Below are 23,321 nucleotides of genomic sequence, written 5' to 3'. Positions count from 1 at the left end.
ATAGGTATAACAGTAGGTAAAAATGAAAAAACCTATTATACCTTATAGACTTGATTTAAATTAATGGATATGTATGGTCGCCCATAGATCATATTCATCAGCATGCTCAACTAGCACCTGAAAAATATCACCAGGATTAACATCAAATTCACCATTGAGATAAACCACACCATCAATTTCAGGTGGATCTGCCATACTACGGCCGACGGCTCCCTGCTCATCCAGCTCATCGATCATTATCCAGATCTCAGATCCAATTTTTTCTTGCAATCGCTGCTTAGAAATCTGCTGCTGAACCTGCATAAAACGGTGGTAACGCGCCTCCTTTACTTCTTCTGGAATTTGATCTGGTAACTCATTGGCCTGCGCACCATCAACTGGACTGTATTTAAAACAACCGACTCGATCTAAACGAGCCTGCTGAAGAAAATCAAGTAATAACTCGAAATCCGCTTCAGTCTCCCCCGGAAAGCCAACAATAAAAGTTGAACGCAAGGTTAGTGCGGGACAAATTTCACGCCAGCGGCGAATACGCTCTAGCGTTTTTTCTACTGCTCCGGGCCGTTTCATTCGTTTTAAAACCGTCGGACTAGCATGCTGAAGGGGAATATCTAAGTAAGGTAAAATTTTACCCTGCGCCATTAATGGGATCACTTCATCAACATGAGGATAAGGATAAACATAATGCAACCGGATCCAAATTCCTAAAGCCGCAAGCTGTTCACACAAACTTACCATGCCAGTTTTAACTAGCTGGCCATCCCAAAAACCTACCCGATGCTTAGTATCAACACCATAAGCTGAAGTATCCTGTGAAATAATAAGTAACTCTTTCACACCTGCGGCAACTAAGCGTTTGGCTTCACTCAAAACCTCACCAATAGGCCGACTATCTAAATCACCACGCATCGATGGAATAATACAAAATGTACATCGATGATTGCAGCCTTCAGAAATTTTCAAATAAGCATAATGTTTAGGAGTTAACTTGATCCCTTGCTGCGGCACTAGACTAAAAAAAGGGTTATGCTGAGGTTTCGGAACATAATGATGAACATGGGCTAACACCTGTTCATAACTATGCGGACCGGTGATGGCTAATACTTTCGGATGTACTTCACGAATTTGATCTTCTTTAGCTCCCAGACAGCCGGTTACGATCACTTTACCATTTTCATTTAATGCTTCACCAATAGCTTCCAATGATTCTTGTACTGCGCTATCGATAAAACCACAGGTATTAACAATAACCACATCAGCATCATCATAACTAGCTACAATTTGATAACCATCCGTGCGCAATTCAGTCAAAATTCTTTCAGAATCGACCAAATTTTTCGGGCAGCCTAATGATAAAAATCCTATTGTTGGGACACGTTGTTCATTGCTCATAAAGGATAGGATCTATGTTGTAATATTAATTGAATAAAAAAGTTATTTTAACATTGAAAAAACTAAATTGTACAATTAGCTTTGCGATGCACATAAATAGGCATCACAAACTGTCATATTGATTATTAATAATAAAATTTTAACCAAAATGATTGATAAATGCAGAATAAAATAAAGCAACAGCCAATAAATAAAAAATTTTTTATACTAATTTTGATTAACATCATTATTTTATTAATTTATATTGATAAAAGTACATCACATAACAAACTGCGTTTTAGAAAGTGCAAAAATGGAAAATAACAATCGGCTTTGGCCGCATATAAGACGAACAACCCATCTAATGATGTTTTGCCATCGCTCATGTTTCAGTTTTGAACGTTTCTGCACCCACAGGTGATCCTTTTCGACATCCATGCTGCTGTTCTTACTGTATGGATCGTCATTCCCCCAAAATAGTCATGCTATTGATTTAAACAAATCATATCTATTGCATTAACTATTCATACTTGTCAGTCAGCGCATTTAGATTAATTAATCTAACAAAATGACTTATTGCTTTAAGCTAAATTAAATTTAGTTTAATTCAATTGTAAATAAGAAATACACCAAAATAGATGTTCATCCATTTTGGCAGTAATTCTATTGTCTGAATTTATAGGAAATAAAATGGAACAATATAAACTAGCCACCAGTTTTGATATCAGTGACTATATTGATAGCCAGCGTAATTTTGTTAATATCTTTGATACTGACTTTACTGATGTTGCTGCGATTATCATCTCGCTAGAAGATATTCAACAAGGTGGACTCGATACCATTAAACAAAATAGTTTTGATCAGCCTATCTTTGCGCTAATTAATCACAATCAAGTTATTCCGGCTGATACCCTTTCTTGCCTGGCTGGTGTTATTGATCTTAACAAAGACAATAGCCAGTTATATGCTAAGCAATTAGAGACTGCGGCACAAAAATATGAGCAAAGTTTGCTTTCACCTTTTTTTGGTAAACTAAAAAAATATGTCGAACAAGGCTATACCGCTTTCGATTGCCCAGGCCATCAAGGAGGAGCATTCTTTCGGCGTCATCCATTAGGTAATTTATTCGTCAACTATTTCGGCGAAAATTTATTTCGTTCAGATCTCTGTAATGCTGACGTTTCGATGGGCGACCTATTGATCCATGAAGGTGTACCCTGTACTGCCCAACAATATGCAGCAAAAGTGTTTAATGCCGATAGAACCTACTTTGTTTTAAACGGCACCTCTTCTGCCAACAAAGTGGTATTAAATGCCCTGCTAGCACCTGGGGATTTAGTGTTATTTGATCGCAACAACCATAAATCTAATCACCATGGTGCGCTGATCCAGGCAGGTGCAACACCAATCTATTTAGAAACCGCTCGCAATCCATTTGGCTTTATCGGGGGCATCGATGCTCACTGCTTTAATGAAGATTATTTGCTTGAGCTAATCAAAAAAACTTCACCTGAGCATGCCGCGCAAAAACGTCCATTTCGCCTGGCGGTGATCCAACTTGGAACTTATGACGGAACAATTTACAATGCACGCCAAATTGTCGATAAAATCGGCCATGTTTGTGACTATATTTTATTTGATTCTGCCTGGGTTGGTTATGAACAATTTATTCCAATGATGAAGGACTGTTCACCATTACTGTTGGAACTCAATGAAAATGATCCTGGTATTTTGGTCACCCAATCGGTTCACAAACAACAAGCGGGTTTCTCACAAACTTCTCAAATCCATAAAAAAGACAGTCATATCAAAGGGCAACAACGTTATGTCAATCATAAACGCTTAAATAACGCCTTTATGATGCACGCTTCCACCAGCCCGTTCTACCCGCTATTTGTCGCTTTAGATGTTAATGCCAAAATGCATGCCGGTGAAAGTGGCAAACGGCTATGGATGGATTGCGTAAAAACAGGTATCGAAACACGCAAATTATTATTAAGTTGCTGTAAATTTATTCGCCCATTTATTCCTGAATTGGTCGATAACCGTTCCTGGGCTGACTATGACACCGATGAAATCGCTAATGACTTACGCTTCTTTAAATTTACCCCAGGGGAACGCTGGCACTCCTTTGATGGTTACGCCGAAAATCAGTACTTTGTTGATCCGTGTAAATTGATGTTAACGACACCTGGCATTAATAGCCAAACCGGCAATTACGAAAGCTTTGGTGTACCGGCAACGATCCTGGCAAACTACTTACGTGAACAGGGTATTATTCCTGAAAAATGCGATCTAAACTCAATTCTATTTCTGCTAACACCGGCAGAATCGATGGCAAAAATGCAACATCTGGTGGCCCAAATTGCTCATTTTGAACAATTACTCGCAATCGACGCACCGTTAGCCGACGTTTTACCGACCCTCTACCGTAACAACCAACAACGCTATCAGCGCTATACCATTCGTCAGCTATGCCAAGAGATGCATGATTTATATGCCAAATTGAACGTCAAACAGCTACAAAAAGAGATGTTTCGTCAATCGCATTTTCCGGCCGTCAAAATGTTGCCGCAAGCATCCAATATCCAATTTGTCCGCGGCCAGGTCGAATTGATTGCAATTGAAAACATCGCCGGGCGGATTGCTGCCGAAGGCGCACTACCTTATCAACCAGGCGTACTTTGTGTTGTCCCAGGAGAAGTCTGGGGTGGTGCGGTACAAAACTATTTTCTAGCGCTAGAAGAAGGGATCACGAGTTTCGCAATCTCCAAAAAAGAAGTATAAATTTAAAAACAAGAAAAAATCAGGGTGTTCATATTTTATCGGGTTATCCATGTATTAAAGATATCTATAAAACATTCTTACAAGTAAGCAGTTTAAGATACTCTGGTTTAGCGTTATCAGAAGTAAGCCCATCGCCTTTATCTCATGACACTGTTAGCCGATGGCTAAAAAGTAGATGTTTTAGACCTAAAGACCTATGGCGATTAGTTGAACCTTCTATAGACCACGAGTTTCGCACCAATAAAAAAACGCTCTATTTTTAAGTTTAATTCAGCATAATATATAAATAGAAAAAACCTTATAAATTAAAAATAACTTATTGTAATTTAAGTAAATTTATACGTCTTAGCAAGTTACAGATTAATTATTGTTCTGAAGCCATTTCTAGAATTTTATATGCCCGTGCGAAACTCGTGTAGACAAAAAAAGCCCTTGCGTACTAATTGCCGATGATACATTGATTGCCAAAACACGTAGTAAAAAAATAGTGATGGTCCATTATCAATATTCAGGTAATGAACATGATGTTATTGCTGGCATAGGTTTAGTTAATTTGCTTTGGCATGATCTGACGAAGGTTGAATCAATTCCTCACGAGTTTCGCACAGGCCTATAAAATTCTAGAAATGGCTTAAAAGTAATGATTAATCTGCAAGTTACTGAAATGCATAAATTTACTTAAATTACAATAAGTTATATTTAATTTATAAGGTTTTTTCTATTTATATATTATGCTGAATTAAACTTAAAAATAGAGCGTTTTTTTATTGGTGCGAAACTCGTGTTCCTATCAATTATCTTATTTATGATAAAGATTCTGATGGAAAAACAAAAAACACGCACTTTTCCGAAATGCTCACTCTTGCTAAAAAAAGAGGGAGCATGCCAGAAGCCGTAGTGATAGATGCTTGGTATTCTAGCCTGGATAACCTGAAATCAATTCGCTCTCATGGTTGGATCTGGGTAACCACGCTGAGGAAAAATAGGATTGTTAACCATAACAAACAACTGAACAAGTTAGACATCTCAGAAGAAGGAACGTCAATACACTTGCGAGGATATGGTTGGGTAACCGTTTTCAAATTTACAGCCAAAAACGGCCGTATTGATTACATAGTAACAAACAAAGAGAATCCCACCCGTCAATACCTCAAATCTATCATGGATGCCCGTTGGTCTATTGAAGTTTATCATCGAGAAGTTAAACAAAACTGTGGTATTAAACGCTGTCAGGCTCGCACGAGCCGAGCGCAAAGAAATCATATTTTTCTCGCTATTTCTGCGTGGTTTGAACAACATAAACGTCGTATATCTCAAAAAATAACCCTTTATCAACAAAATTGGGACGTAATCAAAAGTGCTATTACTGAACAAATCCGTGTTTTATTAGCGTACCCAAATTAGTTTTGTGCGAAACTCGTGCAAATGTCGAATGCCAGTTCAACAGAAGAAATTATCGAAAAAAATGGCAACAAAAGTTATAAGCGTGGGGAAAACTCTATTTTCTCTAAAACTACCTTTGGCGATACAGAATATATCGCCTATGGTTCAATCAATATTGAACAACTGGCATTTATCTCCTTAGACAAAAAATTTGATAGAGCATCAATGGTTATTAAACAAGGTGAAGGTGAAAAAGTTGCCCAACACATTGAAAAATTCATTAAAAATTTAGCGCCCGCCAGAGAGCCAAAAGCTATTTTTCATGCCAATTACGTTCGCAATGGCACTATATACCCAGAGGGAGAAGTCGGGATCCTATTAGACAATACCGCCATCGATATTTTAGTTAATGAAACCTTAGACAGACTACGAAACTTAAGCATTAAACAAGCTAAAGGATATATGTATGTTGACACAGTAGAAGTGGATTATAACGATAGTAATAAAATGATGCGGATTAAACGCCACCCTGAACAATCAAATTTCGAACCGCAAAATGATTATGCTGTTTATTTTGCTGCCCATGAATAGGTGAATTATGCAAATTATTATCGAGTATGAAGCATCATGGCGTAATTCATTTTTAGATGGTTCTAATAATGAAGAACTACCTCCTAAAGGAAAAGGGCGTAAAATAGGCCGAAATTTTATTGGTTCAATACAGGCTCTAGGAAAAAATACTAACTTTAAATATCAACCAATCTCTAAAGACACAATAATGGGGATCTTAAATCGATTAATTGGCGAGCAACGCAAACTCTATCAAGCTCGCCAGGCTCCCGATTACTATTTTAAAACCATCGAGCCAGTATTAACTGAAGAGGATATTAAAGATAACGCCATCATTACTCAGGAGTTGATTTTTATTAGAAATATGTCAGGTAATACTGATCAAAATTCGTTTACTGGTATGATTAAATCCAATGATCCGGCTTTTAATTCAGACTTTTCGCCACAATTATGGGGTATTCTGTTTCTTAGCTTAGATGAAGTTATTCAGTTTATTTTAAATGAAGATTTTCAATTCACACCAAGCTTACCTGCACTTGATCCTATTGTTATTATTAATCGCTTAGAAGGATTAAATAAAATAAAACCGATCAAATTATCCGAGGAAAGTCAAAAAGCATTTGACCATATTCAAAATAGATTCAGTAGTACCGTCTTTAAGCTCACAACAAAGGAGTTATTTATACTAATTAGTTTTTATGCATCTGCTTTATATATCCAAATTTCACGTTTGCAAAATCAACATGCTTTAACCCATATTTTAACCAAACAAGGAAATATAAGTGGAATTTCAAAGCGTGGTTTTACTAAAAAAGATTTCATGGATACATATACTACAGGCGAAAAAAAACTTATTTGGGGCAACCCCTATATTTTAAAAGAAAAAAAGAAAGGTGAAGGTGAAGTCGTTCAATCTCTGACTAAAGCAAGTGGTCGTTTGGCAATAACATTAAACATTCCTAAAGAGCAAGCGCGTGATCTTGAGCAAAAGATCGAAGATGCCGGCGTTTCTTCTTTTTATATAGGCAAAAAAGGGCTTGCTTATGTCACGGATATTCGCATTTAAGGAATGATATGAACCATTATATAGAAGTGACATTAATCGAGACAGACGACTTTCCCATTGATCAATTATGGTCAACACTCTATATGCAATTACATTTAGCCTTTGTTGAGATAAAAGATGAAAATGGAAAAATTCCTATCGGTCTCTCTTTTCCACAATACTACACGAGTTTCGCACAAAACTAATTTGGGTACGCTAATAAAACACGGATTTGCTCAGTAATAGCACTTTTGATTACGTCCCAATTTTGTTGATAAAGGGTTATTTTTTCAGATATACGACGTTTATGTTGTTCAAACCACGCAGAAATAGCGAGAAAAATATGATTTTCTTTGCGCTCGGCTCGTACGAGCCTGACAGCGTTCAATACCACAGTTTTGTTTAAAACTTCTCGATGATAAACTTCAACAGACCAACGGGCATCCATGATAGATTTGACGTATTGACGGGTGGGATTCTCTTTGTTTGTTACTATGTAATCAACACGGCCGTTTTTGGCTGTAAATTTGAAAACGGTTACCCAACCATATCCTCGCAAGTGTATTGACGTTCCTTCTTCTGAGATGTCTAACTTGTTCAGTTGTTTGTTATGGTTAACAATCCTATTTTTCCTCAGCGTGGTTACCCAGATCCAACCATGAGAGCGAATTGATTTCAGGTTATCCAGGCTAGAATACCAAGCATCCATCACTACCGCTTCTGGCATGATCCCTCTTTTTTTAGCAAGAGTGAGCATTTCGGAAAAGTGCGTGTTTTTTGTTTTTCCATCAGAATCTTTATCATAAATAAGATAATTGATAGGAATTGATTCAACCTTCCACGAGTTTCGCACCAATAAAAAAACGCTCTATTTTTAAGTTTAATTCAGCATAATATATAAATAGAAAAAATCTCATAAATTGAAAATAACTTATTGTAATTTAAGTAAATTTATACGTCTTAGCAAGTTACAGATTAATTATTGTTCTGAAGCCATTTCTAGAATTTTATATGCCCGTGCGAAACTCGTGCCTTCGTCAGATCATGCCAAAGCAAATTAACTAAACCTATGCCAGCAATAACATCATGTTCATTACCTGAATATTGATAATGGACCATCTCTATTTTTTTACTACGTGTTTTGGCAATCAATGTATCATCGGCAATTAGTACGCAAGGGCTTTTTTTGTCTATAGAAGGTTCAACTAATCGCCATAGGTCTTTAGGTCTAAAACATCTACTTTTTAGCCATCGGCTAACAGTGTCATGAGATAAAGGCGATGGGCTTACTTCTGATAACGCTAAACCAGAGTATCTTAAACTGCTTACTTGTAAGAATGTTTTATAGATATCTTTAATACATGGATAACCCGACAAAATATGAACACCCTGATTTTTTCTTGTTTTTAAATTTATACTTCTTTTTTGGAGATTGCGAAACTCGTGTACTATTTTAACCAAGAGAAAAACATTAGCTTTATGGGTAGTAAACTGCGCTTTTCGCTCACACAGAGGTGGAATTTAAAAAACTTAATCTGACTAAATGGTTAGCACGTTTAATCGATTATATACATTCTACAACCATACGCCCCGTTCCTAAAAATAAAGTAACAGGCTACTCAATGTATTATCGTAAACAAGTTAGGAGCAATGCTGAACGTTTAGCTAGACATCGAGCTAAACGTGGTGATATTGATTTTAATGCAGCCTTAAAACGTTATCAAAATGTAGTGACAACAACCGACTTACCCTATATCCAGTTAGAAAGCCTAAGCTTATCTAATAACAATAACAATAACAATAACAATAACAAACATCGTTTTAAATTATTTATTGCTAAAAACGATGCAGCTCCTGCTGACAACCAAATTTTTAGTACCTATGGATTAAGTTCAGTATCAAGTGTACCCGAATTTTAACCAACATTTTCTGTTCTTTTAAAAAATGATATAAAATCAATAAGTTATAATGGCAAATAAAAACTTAGGTCAATCTACTATTTTTGTTCTAACTTGCTGTTATAAGTTTATTTTTTATTGTAGCATTACTGTTCACTGCCGCATAGGCAGCTTAGAAGATTTAATTCAATTCTTTTTTATGTTTTATATATTCAAAATCAATGGCGAGATATTTTTGGCAATATTAAAGCCAAAATTTACATATGTTCTCAATAACAAAATAGCCAATCATTTTTAGTATTCAGCAATCTAAATGCAACAGTGGCGGAAGCGACAAATGATAAAAGAAATTCACAATAATAAGGTTTAATCCTGATAGTAATAAATAAATTTTATTGGAAAAATTATTGTAGAAACTCAAACTTATCTCAGCCAATAGACAAGTCACTGATGTTTTGAAATAGCGTTAAAATGAAATAATAATTCTATTGCTAATTAAGGATTTAAAATTATGCCATATATTTCAAACAGTCCCCCAAATCCCCATCCAACGGGTCATTGGGGTGATATCTCTACTGCTGGTCACAGCTTATCAGCTGAGTTTAATAAGCCACCCTCGCCAGAAAAGTCCGGATTTTGTTCCTGGATGCGTAATTTTTTCAATTATTTAACTGGCACTTTCGGTGAGAAATTAAGTTGCTCAAAACTAAATTCTGCCTTAAATGATATCTTCAACCCAACAAATGGCTGGCAAGCAAAAGGACGGTATAACTTATATTGTCTCTTCTGCTTGCCATGATTTAACTAACCCTAATCCAATGCAGGATCTATTATCCGGTGGCCGTAATGCTGCACAGACGCTGAATGAAATTAAAAAAGCCGATCCCCACGAGCAAGTCAAAGTCTTAGTACCGATCGCCCAAAGCAATAAATTCTGCGGTAGTACTCGAGGCCATTTGTCTTACTAGAAGTCGAAATGCATGCAGGTAAAATTCAATCGGCTAAAATCCATGATTCAAAAGGCCCGCTGCTTGATACTTTTTATAACGGCGCAGGACATTTAACCAAACAGTTATTGGCTAAAAAGGAGCTTGGTTTAGACAAAGATTTTGCCGTCACTAGCGAGCATCTTGGACATCAAGCCCTGCTTAATGTTAACGATTGTGGAGGTTTTACCGCTTATTATGCCGACAAAATTATCGATGATAATTTATCGAACGCTAATGCTAAAGACGCTCACGCTTTTTTTGCTCGTTATCAAAAGTTGGCCTAAAAATTAACTGGTTTTGCCGCATTAATAGAAACTAATTTTGCTCAACAATAAATAGACTTCTCGGCTAGTTAGAAATAAAAAATGTAATAATGATTAATGCGACAAACCAATAAATCTTAATAGCAGAGAAATAGCGTTTGTAATAAATAAACAACAATAGTTTAAAAAACACTTTATGCCGTTCGTTAATACGATTAATTAAAATAATTCTGTAAAAGTAAAATAAGCCCCTACGGAGCTTAATTATTGATGAAAATAATGATAATTATTTCATACATACTAGCTAAAATTATATTTGCGATAAAGTAGCATCAATTTTTTCTGGACGAAGTGTATACATACCACCATTAAATGGATCAACAATTAACCAACCTATTAATCCACCAAAGAAAAAATTACCAGCAACATACCATCCATTAGCACTCGCTTTTAACGGTAAGGTAACCGGTTTTAATCCTTCCTTTGTCAAAGTAATTTCATAACTTTTTTTACCAAAATAGCCACCCTCAGATTTTTCTAATGTAATTCCCTTAGGTGTTTTTCCTTGAGCAATGATTGATCCCTTTTCATCTTTGACGGAAAATTCAGCGCCAGACGGATTGCTATTAATCTGTATACGCTGAGTTTTTTCACCCACTATCGTTGCACAACCACTCATCATTCCCATTGCAATTAAAGCTAAAACTAATTTTTCATTATCATCCCTGTGATAGGTAAAGTTAAATAATTTTAACTAAAACAAGGTGTAAAATAAATATGAGGTTATTTATTTTATAGCCCCAATAAAACCAATTTGATTTAGCTATATATCGCGATTAAATAATATTGTTATAAAATAAGGAACCAATAAAGCCGTTTAAATTCGGCGTAACTTTTATCCAGCTAAAAAATAATTTTGTCGCTGTTAAAAAATAGGAAACGGTATGTCAATAATGATTAGAAAGATGGAGAAAAATGACCGTACGGTTTGGGCAACTATGCGTCTGCAACTATAGGATCGACATGCCCATGATGCCCCTCTTAGTGACATAGATAAAATGCTAAGTAGTAAGAAAAATGCAGGATATATCGCTATGTTAAACCATCAGGCAGTCGGTTTTGCCGAAATTTGCCTACGGGAATATGCCAACAGCTGCACCAAACAACCGGTTCCCTTTTTGGAAGGTATTTGGGTTAAGCCTGAATACCGTCAATAAGGTATTGGTCAGGCATTGATCAATAAAATAACCACCGATCTGATTGCAAAGGGATTTGAAGAACTCTGTTCCGATGCCGAAATTGACAATAAACTATCACATAAAGCTCATCAAAATTAGGGCTTTAATGAAACAGAACGCGTTATCTGTTTTCGTAAAGAGCTTATCTGATAGCAATTCTCACTGCTATGACGCAAGCAACTAAATAACAGTTACATATGTTTTCTCCACTCCGCTCGCAATTTAGTCAATAAATTTGCCATAGAACCTTTATGAGGCTAATTTTGTGAGCACTATTTTTTCATCGCCGTGACTTCTGGTTATTGCTTATCCATAGTATAGTGAAGAAAATTTTTCATAAGTGGCTAGATTTTGCTAACAAGCGGACAATCTATTTTAAAACCAATCCCTTACACAGCAAATTGTTCGGGTTTAATTAAAATAGCATTCAGCAAGCAAGTCTTACCGGCAATATTACAACTCAAAGAGTTAAAAAATAAAAACTATGACTAATTCCCAAAACTTCGCTTCCCATACCCCAATGATGCAGCAATATTTACGCCTTAAGGCACAACATGCTGATATTTTGTTATTTTATCGGATGGGTGATTTTTATGAATTATTCTTTGATGATGCTAAAAAAGCAGCCCAATTACTTGATATTTCATTAACTAAGCGTGGGCAATCGGCCGGCCAACCCATTCCGATGGCTGGCGTACCTCATCATGCCGTAGAGAGTTATTTAGCCAAATTAGTTCAGTTAGGTGAGTCGGTTGCTATCTGTGAACAAATCGGTGATCCCGCCACCAGCAAAGGCCCCGTCGAACGTAAAGTTGTTCGCATCGTAACGCCGGGAACCGTTACCGATGAAGCATTACTACAAGAACGTCAGGACAATCTATTAGCTGCGATTTGGCAAGAAGATAATGGTTATGGCTATGCCACTTTAGATATCACTTCCGGCCGTTTTATTATCAGTGAAATGGCTGATATCAACACCATCAGCGCTGAATTACAACGTACCCGACCGGCAGAACTGCTCTATCCAGAGAATTTTGTCGATGTTGCACTATTTGAAAATAATAAAGGACTACGTCGTCGCCCATTATGGGAGTTCGAATTAGACACCGCTAGACAACAATTGAATCTACAATTTGGTACCCAGGATCTGATGGGTTTTGGTGTTGAAAAGGCGACATTGGCATTGCGCGCAGCGGGTTGCTTACTGCAATATGTTAAAGATACCCAACGTACAGCATTGCCCCATATCCATAGTATTACCATGGAGCAGCAAAAAGAGACCATTATCCTTGATGCCGCTACGCGTCGTAATCTTGAATTGACACAAAATTTATCAGGTGGTAGCGAGAATACGGTAGCTGCGATACTGGATCAGTGCGTAACGCCGATGGGTAGCCGGATGCTAAAACGTTGGCTACATAGTCCGTTGCGTAATCTAAATAAATTATTCAATCGCCAACAAGCGATAGCCGGACTCCAATCTTATTATTTCGAATTACAACCTTTTCTACGCCAAATTGGTGACTTAGAACGGATACTTGCTCGTTTAGCACTCCGTTCAGCCCGGCCTCGGGATCTGGTTCGCATGCGTCATGCTTTCCAACAATTTACCGATATTCACGCGATATTAGATAAGATTGAATTTCCCTATTTGAAAAACTTGCAGTCACGCATTAGCTCCTTTGCATCACTGCAAACACTATTGGAAGAAGCCATTGTTGACACACCACCGGTGTTAATGCGAGACGGAGGAGTGATCGCAACCGGATATCATAGCGAACTTGATGAATGGCGTGCATTGGCCGATGGTGCCAGTGATTACTTGGAAAAACTTGAATTGCGGGAAAAAGAGAAATTAGGCATTGATAGCCTAAAAGTCGGCTTTAATGCGGTGCATGGCTATTACCTGCAAGTCAGTCGTGGACAAAGTCATTTGGTACCTATCCATTATGTTCGTCGCCAAACTCTAAAAAATGCCGAACGGTATATTATCCCTGAGTTGAAAGAATATGAAGACAAGGTGCTAACTTCTAAAAGTAAAGCATTAGCAATTGAGAAAAAGCTTTATGAAGAACTGTTTGATCTGTTATTACCCCATTTATCAGCATTGCAAACTAGCGCCGAAGCGTTAGCAGAATTAGATGTACTCAATAATTTGGCAGAGCGCGCCGAGACTTTGGACTATCGCTGCCCAATATTAAATGAGAAACCTGGCATAGAAATTGTTGCTGGACGCCATCCAGTCGTTGAGCAGGTACTTAGTGAGCCATTTATTTCTAATCCACTGCATCTGTCACCACAACGTCGGTTGTTAATTATTACTGGCCCCAATATGGGCGGTAAAAGTACTTATATGCGTCAAGCAGCCTTAATTACACTGCTTGCTTATATAGGTAGCTTTGTGCCAGCAGAAAAAGCGATTATTGGCCCAATTGATCGGATCTTCACTCGGGTTGGTGCGTCGGATGATCTTGCTGCCGGTCGGTCAACTTTTATGGTGGAAATGATAGAAACCGCTAATATCCTCCATAATGCGACAGAACAAAGTCTGGTATTAATGGATGAAATTGGTCGCGGTACTTCAACCTATGATGGCCTTTCACTTGCCTGGGCTTGTGCGGAAAATCTGGTTAGCCAGATTAAAGCTATGACATTATTTGCTACGCATTATTTTGAATTAACCAATTTGGCAGATAAGCAGGAAGGTTCGGGTAATATCCATCTGGATGCAATAGAGCATGACGACACGATTGCGTTTATGCATAACGTTCAAGAAGGCGCTGCCAGTAAAAGCTATGGCCTAGCGGTGGCTTCATTGGCGGGTGTCCCCGCCAAGGTTATTCAACGAGCAAAACAGAAATTAATCGAGCTAGAAACGCTCTCCACGCTGCCAGCAAATAAATCTATTGATAATTCACAACTAGCAAAAGTAGTGGAAAAGACGGTTTCACCAGCCATTGAAACTCTCGAAAAGTTAAATCCTGATACATTAACACCTCGTCAAGCGCTAGAATTGATTTATCGGTTAAAAGAAATGGTGAAATAGTTATGTTATATGATGCAAAATTACTTGATCCAATTCACCATTTTTTAGCCTGCAAAACACCGCAAGCGTGGATAGACAAAGCCAGTCAGCCAGAAAACTTAGCGATTATTTTATGCGATCACCTGTTGTGTGAACTAAAAGCCGCGCAAAGTGCTATGCTACTGTTGCGAAAATATGCCGTTGATGAACAGAGCAGTGATACACTCTTACAATGGTTACAACCTTTCGAAGATTTTGCTTATAAGAAAATTGGCAATATTGATACGCTTAAAGGAAAAAATCAGTTATCCAAATCGATCCGAGGAAAGAAAAACACAAGCTATAGCCAATCTCTGATTGATAAAATGGTGTTATTAATTACACGAGTTTCGCACAAAACTAATTTGGGTACGCTAATAAAACACGGATTTGCTCAGTAATAGCACTTTTGATTACGTCCCAATTTTGTTGATAAAGGGTTATTTTTTCAGATATACGACGTTTATGTTGTTCAAACCACGCAGAAATAGCGAGAAAAATATGATTTCTTTGCGCTCGGCTCGTGCGAGCCTGACAGCTTTCAATACCACAGTTTTGTTTAACTTCTCGATGATAAACTTCAACAGACCAACGGGCATCCATGATAGATTTGAGGTATTGACGGGTGGGATTCTCTTTGTTTGTTACTATGTAATCAATACGGCCGTTTTTGGCTGTAAATTTGAAAACGGTTACCCAACCATATCCTCGCAAGTGTATTGACGTTCCTTCTTCTGAGATGTCTAACTTGTTCAGTTGTTTGTTATGGTTAACAATCCTATTTTTCCTCAGCGTGTTTACCCAGATCCAACCATGAGAGCGAATTGATTTCAGGTTATCCAGGCTAGAATACCAAGCATCCATCACTACCGCTTCTGGCATGATCCCTCTTTTTTTAGCAAGAGTGAGCATTTCGGAAAAGTGCGTGTTTTTTGTTTTTCCATCAGAATCTTTATCATAAATACGATAATTGATAGGAATTGATTCAACCTTCGTCAGATCATGCCAAAGCAAATTAACTAAACCTATGCCAGCAATAACCTCATGTTCATTACCTGAATATTGATAATGGACCATCTCTATTTTTTTACTACGTGTTTTGGCAATCAATGTATCATCGGCAATTAGTACGCAAGGGCTTTTTTTGTCTATAGAAGGTTCAACTAATCGCCATAGGTCTTTAGGTCTAAAACATCTACTTTTTAGCCATTGGCTAACAGTGTCATGAGATAAAGGCGATGGGCTTACTTCTGATAACGCTAAACCAGAGTATCTTAAACTGCTTACTTGTAAGAATGTTTTATAGATATCTTTAATACATGGATAACCCGACAAAATATGAACACCCTGATTTTTTCTTGTTTTTAAATTTATACTTCTTTTTTGGAGATTGCGAAACTCGTGAATTAAAGAGGAACTCCACCATTTTTATCAAGTGCTGGAAATCATGACGGAAAGAGATATCAAATATGAAACTATCAGTGCCGGTCGTTATGCTAAGGGCTTATTTAGTCATGTTAGCCATCATGAACCGAACACATTAATTGATAAACTGATGATTGGTGCTTATATCGAAGCGCGCTCTTGTGAGCGTTTTGCTAAACTCGCGCCTCATCTTGAAACATCCTTAGCTAAATTCTATATTTCACTACTCAGATCAGAATTTCGCCACTATCAAGATTATTTAGTTTTAGCACAAACTATTTCTAGCGAAAATATTCAGCAGCGGATCGAATATTTTGCTAGCATCGAGGCTGAATTGATCGAAAGGCCGGATAGCGATTTTAAATTTCATAGTGGCGTTCCCGCCTGATATCAAACAAAAAGGTGGGTTTTCCTCCCACCTTATTAATATTAACGATATTGCAAAGATATTAGGTCTTAAATAAAGATTCCATACTAAGACCTTGATTATGCAAAATATCTTTTAATCGGCGCAAACCTTCAACCTGTATCTGACGAACACGTTCTCTAGTAAGACCAATCTCTCGCCCTACCTCTTCTAACGTTTCCGATTCATAACCTAATAAACCAAAGCGGCGTGCTAATACTTCACGCTGTTTTGCATTAAGTTCAAACAGCCATTTAACAATACTTTCTTTCATATTGTTAGCTTGGATAGTTCCTTCTGGCCCTGAATCATTATCATCAGATAACACATCAAGTAACGCTTTATCTGAATCACCACCGATTGGAGTATCAACAGAAGAGATCCGCTCATTTAGCCGCAACATCCGGCTAACATCATCCACCGGTTTGTCTAAGCGTTCTGCAATTTCTTCGGCGCTTGGCTCATGATCAAGTTTCTGAGCCAATTCTCTTGCAATACGCAAATAAACATTTAACTCTTTAACGATATGAATCGGTAAGCGGATAGTACGCGTCTGATTCATAATTGCTCGTTCAATAGTTTGGCGGATCCACCATGTTGCATAAGTTGAAAAACGAAAACCCTTTTCTGGATCAAATTTTTCAACCGCCCGAATTAATCCAAGATTGCCTTCTTCTATCAGATCCAGTAGGGCAAGACCACGATTACTATAGCGACGAGAAATTTTTACAACCAAGCGTAAATTACTCTCAATCATACGCTGACGTGATGCTGCATCACCACGTAAAGCGCGCCTCGCATAAAATACTTCTTCTTCCGCTGTCAGAAGAGGTGAATATCCAATCTCACCAAGATAAAGCTGAGTTGCATCTAGAACACGTTGATTAATATTCTGAAATATATCTGAATCATCATCTTGCTCTAAATTTAAGTCCTCTTCTTTTAGCAAGCTTTCATCGAAAGCTTCCGCATCCATGCTAGTTTCGTCTAAATCGTCATATAACTCGTTAACTTTTAGCGAATTTTGGCTCATCAGTCACTCCTACCCTTGATAATGCAGACAGCATTGACAAGCAATCTGTCCAAGTTATCGTTGCGAAAGATAACGCAACGGGTTTACTGATTTTCCCTTGTAACGAATTTCAAAATGTAATCTTACCGAACTTGTACCGGTGCTACCCATAGTGGCAATCTTTTGCCCTGCCTGAACCTCCTGTTGATCACGAACTAATATAGTATCATTGTGAGCATAGGCACTCAGATAGTCATCGTTATGTTTTATTATTATAAGATTTCCATATCCACGTAATGCATTTCCAGAATAAACCACTTTTCCTGCTGTAGTTGCAAAAACAGGTTGACCGCGCGATCCGGCAATATCAACACCTTTATTTCCGCCCTTTACATCAGAGAAAGATTCAATCACTTTCCCTTCGGCCGGCCAGCGCCACTTACCTACTGTATTGACTACGCTGTTACTATTTAAACCCGAAGATGCTGTTGTTGCAGGCGGCGTAGAAGGTGTTAGTGGCTTGGATGCTCTCGGTAACATCTTTCCTGAATTTTGCTCACTGACAGATGAATCATACGCATTAGTTGACTGAGAATCAACATTTGTATTGTTAGTATTCGGAGTACGATTAGCAACTACCATTTCTGAGTCGGTAGAACTACTACCAATATTAAGTACTTGCCCAATATTTAAACTATAAGGTTCTGCAATTTTATTACGTTGCGCTAGATCACGATAATCATTGCCTGTTATCCAAGCAATATAAAACAGCGTATCACCTCGTTTAACAGTATAGGTGTTACCACTATAGCTTCCTTTTTGGATATTATCATAATTTCGGTTATAAATTATTCGGCCATCGGTGTTAGTCTTAGGTGCTGGTATCACTGGCTGATATACCGGCTTGTTTATACTATTATTTTGATTATTAACAGAAATATTTTTAGGAGAAGAGGGTATTGGCGTATTTTTTGATGATGTATTGACAGCAGGATAAGTATCAATTGGGCGGCTACTATCTTGGACACTACTAATTGGCGCTGCTGGATGATATGGTGTCGAGCACCCTATTAACATTGTGCCTGTTATTATACAGATAGTTGCCCATCGAATCGCAAATTTTGGGCTGTTAAAATGCATACTTCTTCTCCCATGAAGATAAATCTTGAATAAAAATCGATAATGTAAGTCATGATCGACAATTTATCGCAATAGCTAAATAATAAATTATTATGCTTATTAAAGCAGAGATTAATAAAACCTTAAATTATCTATCGCTAAAATACTACCTATTTCATGCCAAACTTCCAGGAATTAAAGGAACAAATCGCACTGACTCTACCGTTGTAGCATGAAAATCATTACCCTGACGTTTAATGACTTTTAACATCTGTTTTTTCTCACCGACAGGTAATACCATGCGGCCACCATCTTTCAATTGTTCAAGCAACACGAGTGGGAGTTCTGCCGGCGCCGCGGTAACAATGATTCCATCAAAAGGCCCCTTTGAAGCCCATCCCATCCAACCATCTCCATGACGGGTTGAAATATTATGGAGATCAAGTTGCTTTAATCTACGTTTAGCATTCCATTGTAGCCCCTTGATCCGTTCTACCGAAAAAACCCGCGCGACAAGATGAGCTAAAATGGCTGTTTGATAACCCGACCCTGTGCCTATCTCTAAAACATGATCCGAAGGAGAAAGCGTAAGTAATTCTGTCATCCGAGCAACAATATAAGGTTGCGAAATAGTCTGAGAAAAACCTATAGGTAAAGGAATATTTTCATAAGCTTTATGTGAAAGTGCTTCATCGACAAAACGCTCACGAGGAACTTTTGCAATAGCTGCCAATAGACCTTCATCTTTAATCCCTTGATGGCGTAGTTGTGTCAATAAATCTCTCATTGACCGTTTTAGCATTCCTCACTTGCCTCTGCTTTTAATAACCAATCTTTAACAACTTGCTGATCTTTATAAGCGGTTAAATCCACTTGTAATGGCGTAATAGAAACATAACCCGCTGCTACTGCAGCAAAATCAGTATCTGGACCCGCATCAGATATTCCGCCAACTGGCCCTAACCAATAGACCGTATCGCCCCTTGGATCTTTAGATGGATCAACTTTTTGAGCTGCATGACGACTACCACAGCGTGTCACTTTGTAACCTTTAATTTCCGATAAAGGAATATCAGGAACATTAATATTAAGAATATTACCCGCTTTTAATGGCGTTTTCTGTAATAATTTTAATAAATGACAAGTTACTTCTGCTGCTGTTTGGAAGTGTGTTTCACCATTCAATGAAACCGCAAGTGCAGGTAAACCAAGATGACGTCCTTCTGTCGCCGCTGCAACGGTACCTGAATAAATAACATCGTCACCCAGGTTGGGTCCATGATTAATACCCGAAACGACGATTTCAGGAGAGGGTAGAATAAGCTGATTAACGCCTAAATAAACACAATCCGTTGGCGTTCCCTGTACTGAGATGTCGCCATTGGCTAACTTAGCTATTCGTAATGGTTTATGAAGTGTTAATGCGTTTGATGCCCCACTTCGGTTTCTATCAGGTGCAACAACCTGAACGAAATAATGTTTACGTAATGCAGTAGCAAGCGTTTGGATGCCAGTTGCTGTTACACCATCATCATTACTTAGCAATATCCTTAGCATTATTGTATCCCGTTGATTTATATTGAACGTTATATTAAGAACCAGGCTATTTTATCCAACTATTATCATCTATGATAAAAAAAGATTATGGGTTGAAAATAGCGTCAATAATAGATTACAGCAAGAATATCATTAAGTAACAATAAAACACATCAAATTACGATAGAAAAATGAAGGTCTAATATTAGTGGATGTGAATGTAATAAAATAACAATATAATTTTTTTGTTTTAACAACTACCTGAAAAATAATAAAATATCTAATTACAATTATCATTTTTAAATAACATAAATAAGATACGCCAAAATAATATCCAGTGAAAATACTATCTTAACCAAATATCTAACTAGCAATACATCAATCAATAAAAAAAAATTTCTAATAAATATTAAAAATGTATAAAGAGTTGTTGACTAAATACTATCAATACTACCAGTCAATAACGAACAAAATAAGCAAGTTAACTTTTTACAACAACAGAAATAACACTGCCCAATGTATTAACCGCTAATTTTTTATTAAAATTTTGTCGGTTGAATTCTAATATTTTCACTTAATCTTAAAATCTATTGGGCAAATTTGATTAGCTATTTTCAGCCTCTTTTATTTTGACTTTAGTTAATAACAGAATTTATCAATTAAGAGTTGCAAGCAATCGGTTACATCTGACTGATAATAGCAAAATAAAAATTTTACCTTAATGGCGCTTATTACAAAAGAAGGCTTAATACCTTTAAAAACAAACTGACAATATAATTGTTAAATTTTAAATCTTATTATATTTATATAATAAGATTTATCATCAACAACATTATTTTTAACCGAATACTATTCAGCAATATCAATAATATTTTCAGTAGATTGATTAATTAATTCTCGTATCACACTAGTGGCAAAACTACCCTTAGGTAATGAAAAAGACAATCTCAAGGTTTGCTGCTCTAACCATTTCCAATGCATATTACTAGGAACAACAATGATCGCTCGTCAAACCAAATTTGTTCGTTCAGCTTCCAGCAGCTGCAATAAAACAGAAAAATGAGTTAAGCACTGCTGTTCAAACAGTTTAGCTTCTGATTGAGTTCCTAATTCTTTTTCACCATATAGCGGAGCGGTAATTTGAATTTCGCCAGCCTGCAATCTTAGTTGTAATTGAGATAACTCTTCACTCTTAGCAACGAACCAACTACCACTGCCGGTTAATTGCATAACATCACCGTCCATTACCTGACGTACTTTATTATTAAGCATACGTTCGCTGACGATAAAATTAAATATAACACTGCGAACGGCAGAAAGATAAAAACTACGTTTATTACGCTGCTTAACTTCAATTTCACCTTTTGCCCAACGCTCAGCTTGCACGAGATTATTACCCGCTCGACCAAAGCGCTGCTCACCAAAATAGTTAGCTACCCCGAATGTTCTGATTTGCTGCAAACGTGTTTCCACTGCTTGCTGATCACTAATATGTCGAATAGTTAACTCAAAATCATTGCCTTTTAATGAACCAATACGCAATTTACGTTTCTGTCGTTTCACTAGCAAAATTTCACATCCTGCAAGTGAAAACTGGCTAAAATCGGGATCTTCCTTTCCCGGCAAATGAAGACAAAACCACTGTTCTGTCACTGCTTGCCTATCTTTTAATCCAGCATAGCTGACACTACGTGGAGAAATACCAACAAATCGGGCCAACTGGTCGGCTACAAATAGAGTATTACAGCCCTTTTTTCTAACATACACCATCAAGTGTTCACCCTCACCTTCAGGTGAAAATCCCAGATCTTCACGTACAATAAAATCTTCAGCCGTTAATTTTATTGCTCCGCTTGCTACTGGTTTACCATGCAGCCACTGAAGTGCTGTCACCATCATGACTATTATCCTTTACTAATAAAACCATTGCTGCGCAAGCAATGCCTTCTTTTCTACCAATAAATCCAAGTTTCTCCGTTGTGGTAGCCTTAACATTGACATCATCAATATGGCAACCTAGATCATCCGCTATATTTTTGCGCATATCAGCAATATATGGCAGCATTTTGGGTACTTGAGCAATAATTGTGATATCAAGATTACTAATACAATATCCTTTTTTCAGCACCTGCGAATACGCCTCGCGTAACAAACCGCGACTATCGGCATCTTTAAAAGCCGGATCGGTATCAGGAAAAAGTTTACCGATATCGCCTAATGCTGCTGCTCCAAGAATAGCATCTGTCACTGCATGTAAGGCGACATCACCATCAGAATGCGCTATTAATCCTTGTTCATAGGGAATTTTCACTCCACACATTGTAATTGGGCCATCTCCACCAAATTTATGTACATCAAATCCATGTCCAATCCGCATGAACGATACTCCTAACAATAGTCTTATAAAGCGCGAGAAAGGTAGAATTCTGCTAACATCAAATCTTCTGGTTGAGTAACCTTTAAATTATCCACTCTACCTTCCAGCAATTGAGGATGGTAACCGCAATATTCAAGCGCCGAAGCCTCATCGGTAATTACCGCTTTTTGCGCTAATGCTTGAGTCAAACAGTTTTTGATTAATGCTAAAGGAAAAAATTGTGGCGTCAGTGCATGCCAAAGTTCACTTCGTTCAACAGTATGACTAATATCTATTTTTCCTTGAACTGAACGCTTCATTGTATCTCTTACTGGCGCTGCCAAAATACCACCATAAGAAGACTGTTTACTATCAATAAAACGAATAATACTATTTAAATCAGTTTGATGTAAGCAAGGTCGAGCTGCATCATGAACTAAAACCCAACAGGGATCTAGCTGTAAATTGTCTGATAAATAATTCAGTCCAGCCAAAACTGAATCAGCCCTTTGACAACCACCAACGACTGTTTTAATTTTTGCATTTTTAGCAATCGCTAATTGATGAAAAAAGATATCATCCTTATTTAACGAAACAATAATTTGGGAAATTCTTGGCTGCTTAAGTAAGGCAGATATGGTATGCTCAATAATCGTTTTTCCCGCTACTTTCAAATATTGCTTGGGACAATCCGCTTTCATACGATTGCCAATACCAGCGGCAGGTATTAAAGCAGCAATTTGCACTTTATGATTAGATATAAATTTATTCATTGTTCTAGACTGTTTTCTTATGAATTACTACTTTTTCGTCATAATATTTTTAAATAATTTTGTGGCCGGAAAAAATATTATTAATT

20 protein-coding genes and 5 pseudogenes are annotated in these 23,321 nt (G+C 37.3%); 13 read left to right on the top strand and 12 right to left on the bottom strand.

Annotation, left to right across the window (positions count from 1 at the left end; genetic code table 11):
• Positions 1-60: 60 nt before the first annotated feature.
• Entirely contained in the window at positions 61-1,392 is a 1,332-nt protein-coding gene (gene rimO, locus V3224_RS25855) for a 30S ribosomal protein S12 methylthiotransferase RimO (RefSeq protein ID WP_334473325.1), read from the bottom strand.
• A 292-nt stretch (positions 1,393-1,684) separates the two neighbouring features.
• On the opposite strand from rimO, the gene speFL reads away from it, so the two are divergent.
• The 8 genes and pseudogenes from speFL to V3224_RS25815 all read left to right on the top strand — a co-directional run bounded on the left by speFL (position 1,685) and on the right by V3224_RS25815 (position 7,362).
• Positions 1,685-1,792: a leader peptide SpeFL gene (gene speFL / locus V3224_RS25850; protein WP_119712386.1), complete on the top strand. Its 108-nt coding sequence runs from the start codon at positions 1,685-1,687 to the stop codon at positions 1,790-1,792.
• A 269-nt stretch (positions 1,793-2,061) separates the two neighbouring features.
• A pseudogene (gene speF / locus V3224_RS25845) lies at positions 2,062-4,125 on the top strand (ornithine decarboxylase SpeF); the annotation flags it as partial.
• Complete coding sequence (locus V3224_RS25840) at positions 4,056-4,421, top strand: hypothetical protein (RefSeq protein WP_334473322.1); 366 nt, start codon at positions 4,056-4,058, stop codon at positions 4,419-4,421. The pseudogene speF and the gene V3224_RS25840, both read left to right, overlap by 70 nt.
• A gap of 194 nt (positions 4,422-4,615) precedes the next feature.
• Complete coding sequence (locus V3224_RS25835) at positions 4,616-4,774, top strand: hypothetical protein (protein ID WP_334473320.1); 159 nt, start codon at positions 4,616-4,618, stop codon at positions 4,772-4,774.
• A 167-nt stretch (positions 4,775-4,941) separates the two neighbouring features.
• A pseudogene (locus V3224_RS25830) lies at positions 4,942-5,562 on the top strand (transposase); the annotation flags it as partial.
• Positions 5,563-5,583: 21 nt separating this feature from the next.
• On the top strand, positions 5,584-6,132 hold the full coding sequence (gene cas7fv / locus V3224_RS25825) for a type I-Fv CRISPR-associated protein Cas7fv (protein WP_334473876.1): 549 nt from the start codon (positions 5,584-5,586) through the stop codon (positions 6,130-6,132).
• 7 nt (positions 6,133-6,139) lie between these two features.
• Positions 6,140-7,177, top strand: a complete 1,038-nt coding sequence (cas5fv, locus tag V3224_RS25820; protein ID WP_334473318.1) for a type I-Fv CRISPR-associated protein Cas5fv — start codon at positions 6,140-6,142, stop codon at positions 7,175-7,177.
• An 8-nt stretch (positions 7,178-7,185) separates the two neighbouring features.
• A complete protein-coding gene (locus V3224_RS25815) occupies positions 7,186-7,362 on the top strand; it encodes a type I-F CRISPR-associated endoribonuclease Cas6/Csy4 (RefSeq protein WP_334473317.1) in 177 nt (58 codons plus the stop codon).
• On the opposite strand, the gene V3224_RS25810 is transcribed toward V3224_RS25815, so the two are convergent.
• Together V3224_RS25810 and V3224_RS25805 are read right to left on the bottom strand one after the other, a co-directional pair.
• Positions 7,359-8,009: a transposase gene (locus tag V3224_RS25810; RefSeq protein WP_334473315.1), complete on the bottom strand. Its 651-nt coding sequence runs from the start codon at positions 8,007-8,009 to the stop codon at positions 7,359-7,361. The genes V3224_RS25815 and V3224_RS25810 overlap by 4 nt on opposite strands.
• Before the next feature lie 146 nt (positions 8,010-8,155).
• Positions 8,156-8,533, bottom strand: coding sequence for a hypothetical protein (locus V3224_RS25805; protein WP_334473313.1), 378 nt, complete (start codon positions 8,531-8,533; stop codon positions 8,156-8,158).
• A 131-nt stretch (positions 8,534-8,664) separates the two neighbouring features.
• Here V3224_RS25805 and cas6f point away from each other — a divergent pair.
• Together cas6f and V3224_RS25795 are read left to right on the top strand one after the other, a co-directional pair.
• A pseudogene (gene cas6f, locus V3224_RS25800) lies at positions 8,665-9,075 on the top strand (type I-F CRISPR-associated endoribonuclease Cas6/Csy4); the annotation flags it as partial.
• Between the two features lie 955 nt (positions 9,076-10,030).
• A complete protein-coding gene (locus V3224_RS25795; RefSeq protein WP_334473311.1) occupies positions 10,031-10,327 on the top strand; it encodes a hypothetical protein in 297 nt (98 codons plus the stop codon).
• Positions 10,328-10,616: 289 nt separating this feature from the next.
• On the opposite strand, the gene V3224_RS25790 is transcribed toward V3224_RS25795, so the two are convergent.
• The gene (locus tag V3224_RS25790; protein ID WP_334473310.1) at positions 10,617-10,994 is read right to left on the bottom strand and encodes a hypothetical protein; all 378 of its coding nucleotides are present in this window, start codon (positions 10,992-10,994) and stop codon (positions 10,617-10,619) included.
• Between the two features lie 1,034 nt (positions 10,995-12,028).
• Between V3224_RS25790 and mutS the strand changes: the two genes are divergently transcribed.
• Both mutS and miaE (V3224_RS25780) read left to right on the top strand, forming a co-directional pair.
• Entirely contained in the window at positions 12,029-14,590 is a 2,562-nt protein-coding gene (mutS, locus tag V3224_RS25785; protein ID WP_334473309.1) for a DNA mismatch repair protein MutS, read from the top strand.
• A 2-nt stretch (positions 14,591-14,592) separates the two neighbouring features.
• On the top strand, positions 14,593-15,009 hold the full coding sequence (miaE, locus tag V3224_RS25780) for a tRNA isopentenyl-2-thiomethyl-A-37 hydroxylase MiaE (RefSeq protein WP_334473308.1): 417 nt from the start codon (positions 14,593-14,595) through the stop codon (positions 15,007-15,009).
• Here the strand turns inward: miaE (V3224_RS25780) and V3224_RS25775 are convergent.
• Positions 14,969-15,943 carry an IS701 family transposase gene (locus V3224_RS25775; RefSeq protein WP_334473306.1) on the bottom strand — a complete coding sequence of 325 codons (975 nt, stop codon included), beginning with the start codon at positions 15,941-15,943 and terminating at the stop codon, positions 14,969-14,971. The two genes, miaE (V3224_RS25780) and V3224_RS25775, sit on opposite strands and share 41 nt — an antisense overlap.
• A 70-nt stretch (positions 15,944-16,013) precedes the next feature.
• On the opposite strand from V3224_RS25775, the pseudogene miaE (V3224_RS25770) reads away from it, so the two are divergent.
• Positions 16,014-16,421, top strand: a pseudogene (gene miaE, locus V3224_RS25770) (tRNA isopentenyl-2-thiomethyl-A-37 hydroxylase MiaE); the annotation flags it as partial.
• A 61-nt stretch (positions 16,422-16,482) separates the two neighbouring features.
• Here the strand turns inward: miaE (V3224_RS25770) and rpoS are convergent.
• The 7 genes and pseudogenes from rpoS to ispD form a co-directional block, all read right to left on the bottom strand.
• Complete coding sequence (rpoS, locus tag V3224_RS25765; RefSeq protein WP_032115460.1) at positions 16,483-17,472, bottom strand: RNA polymerase sigma factor RpoS; 990 nt, start codon at positions 17,470-17,472, stop codon at positions 16,483-16,485.
• 54 nt (positions 17,473-17,526) lie between these two features.
• Positions 17,527-18,591 carry a murein hydrolase activator NlpD gene (nlpD, locus tag V3224_RS25760; RefSeq protein WP_334473303.1) on the bottom strand — a complete coding sequence of 355 codons (1,065 nt, stop codon included), beginning with the start codon at positions 18,589-18,591 and terminating at the stop codon, positions 17,527-17,529.
• A gap of 154 nt (positions 18,592-18,745) precedes the next feature.
• Complete coding sequence (locus tag V3224_RS25755) at positions 18,746-19,372, bottom strand: protein-L-isoaspartate(D-aspartate) O-methyltransferase (RefSeq protein ID WP_032115462.1); 627 nt, start codon at positions 19,370-19,372, stop codon at positions 18,746-18,748.
• Positions 19,366-20,127: a 5'/3'-nucleotidase SurE gene (gene surE, locus V3224_RS25750; protein ID WP_032115463.1), complete on the bottom strand. Its 762-nt coding sequence runs from the start codon at positions 20,125-20,127 to the stop codon at positions 19,366-19,368. Before surE ends, V3224_RS25755 begins: the two co-directional genes overlap by 7 nt.
• 828 nt (positions 20,128-20,955) lie before the next feature.
• A pseudogene (truD, locus tag V3224_RS25745) lies at positions 20,956-22,005 on the bottom strand (tRNA pseudouridine(13) synthase TruD).
• Positions 21,971-22,483 (bottom strand): 2-C-methyl-D-erythritol 2,4-cyclodiphosphate synthase, encoded by a 513-nt coding sequence (gene ispF, locus V3224_RS25740; protein WP_334473302.1) that lies wholly within the window; start codon positions 22,481-22,483, stop codon positions 21,971-21,973. The pseudogene truD and the gene ispF overlap by 35 nt, the downstream one beginning before the upstream one ends.
• Positions 22,484-22,506: 23 nt before the next feature.
• Complete coding sequence (gene ispD, locus V3224_RS25735) at positions 22,507-23,235, bottom strand: 2-C-methyl-D-erythritol 4-phosphate cytidylyltransferase (RefSeq protein ID WP_310512387.1); 729 nt, start codon at positions 23,233-23,235, stop codon at positions 22,507-22,509.
• Positions 23,236-23,321: the final 86 nt, after the last annotated feature.

This window comes from Arsenophonus sp. PmNCSU2021_1, from assembly GCF_036919435.1.
Lineage (GTDB): Bacteria > Pseudomonadota > Gammaproteobacteria > Enterobacterales > Enterobacteriaceae > Arsenophonus > Arsenophonus nilaparvatae.
This window is presented reverse-complemented; position numbering and strand designations above follow the sequence as displayed.

Excerpts from the sequence above, each read along its gene's own strand:
- rimO (WP_334473325.1), bottom strand. The coding sequence starts at position 1,392 with ATGAGCAATGAACAACGTGTCCCAACAATAGGATTTTTATCATTAGGC.
- speFL (WP_119712386.1), top strand. The coding sequence starts at position 1,685 with ATGGAAAATAACAATCGGCTTTGGCCGCATATAAGACGAACAACCCAT.
- cas7fv (WP_334473876.1), top strand. The coding sequence starts at position 5,584 with ATGTCGAATGCCAGTTCAACAGAAGAAATTATCGAAAAAAATGGCAAC.
- cas5fv (WP_334473318.1), top strand. The coding sequence starts at position 6,140 with ATGCAAATTATTATCGAGTATGAAGCATCATGGCGTAATTCATTTTTA.
- V3224_RS25815 (WP_334473317.1), top strand. The coding sequence starts at position 7,186 with ATGAACCATTATATAGAAGTGACATTAATCGAGACAGACGACTTTCCC.
- V3224_RS25795 (WP_334473311.1), top strand. The coding sequence starts at position 10,031 with ATGCATGCAGGTAAAATTCAATCGGCTAAAATCCATGATTCAAAAGGC.
- V3224_RS25790 (WP_334473310.1), bottom strand. The coding sequence starts at position 10,994 with ATGGGAATGATGAGTGGTTGTGCAACGATAGTGGGTGAAAAAACTCAG.
- mutS (WP_334473309.1), top strand. The coding sequence starts at position 12,029 with ATGACTAATTCCCAAAACTTCGCTTCCCATACCCCAATGATGCAGCAA.
- miaE (WP_334473308.1), top strand. The coding sequence starts at position 14,593 with ATGTTATATGATGCAAAATTACTTGATCCAATTCACCATTTTTTAGCC.
- rpoS (WP_032115460.1), bottom strand. The coding sequence starts at position 17,472 with ATGAGCCAAAATTCGCTAAAAGTTAACGAGTTATATGACGATTTAGAC.
- nlpD (WP_334473303.1), bottom strand. The coding sequence starts at position 18,591 with ATGCATTTTAACAGCCCAAAATTTGCGATTCGATGGGCAACTATCTGT.
- V3224_RS25755 (WP_032115462.1), bottom strand. The coding sequence starts at position 19,372 with ATGCTAAAACGGTCAATGAGAGATTTATTGACACAACTACGCCATCAA.
- surE (WP_032115463.1), bottom strand. The coding sequence starts at position 20,127 with ATGCTAAGGATATTGCTAAGTAATGATGATGGTGTAACAGCAACTGGC.
- ispF (WP_334473302.1), bottom strand. The coding sequence starts at position 22,483 with ATGCGGATTGGACATGGATTTGATGTACATAAATTTGGTGGAGATGGC.
- ispD (WP_310512387.1), bottom strand. The coding sequence starts at position 23,235 with ATGAATAAATTTATATCTAATCATAAAGTGCAAATTGCTGCTTTAATA.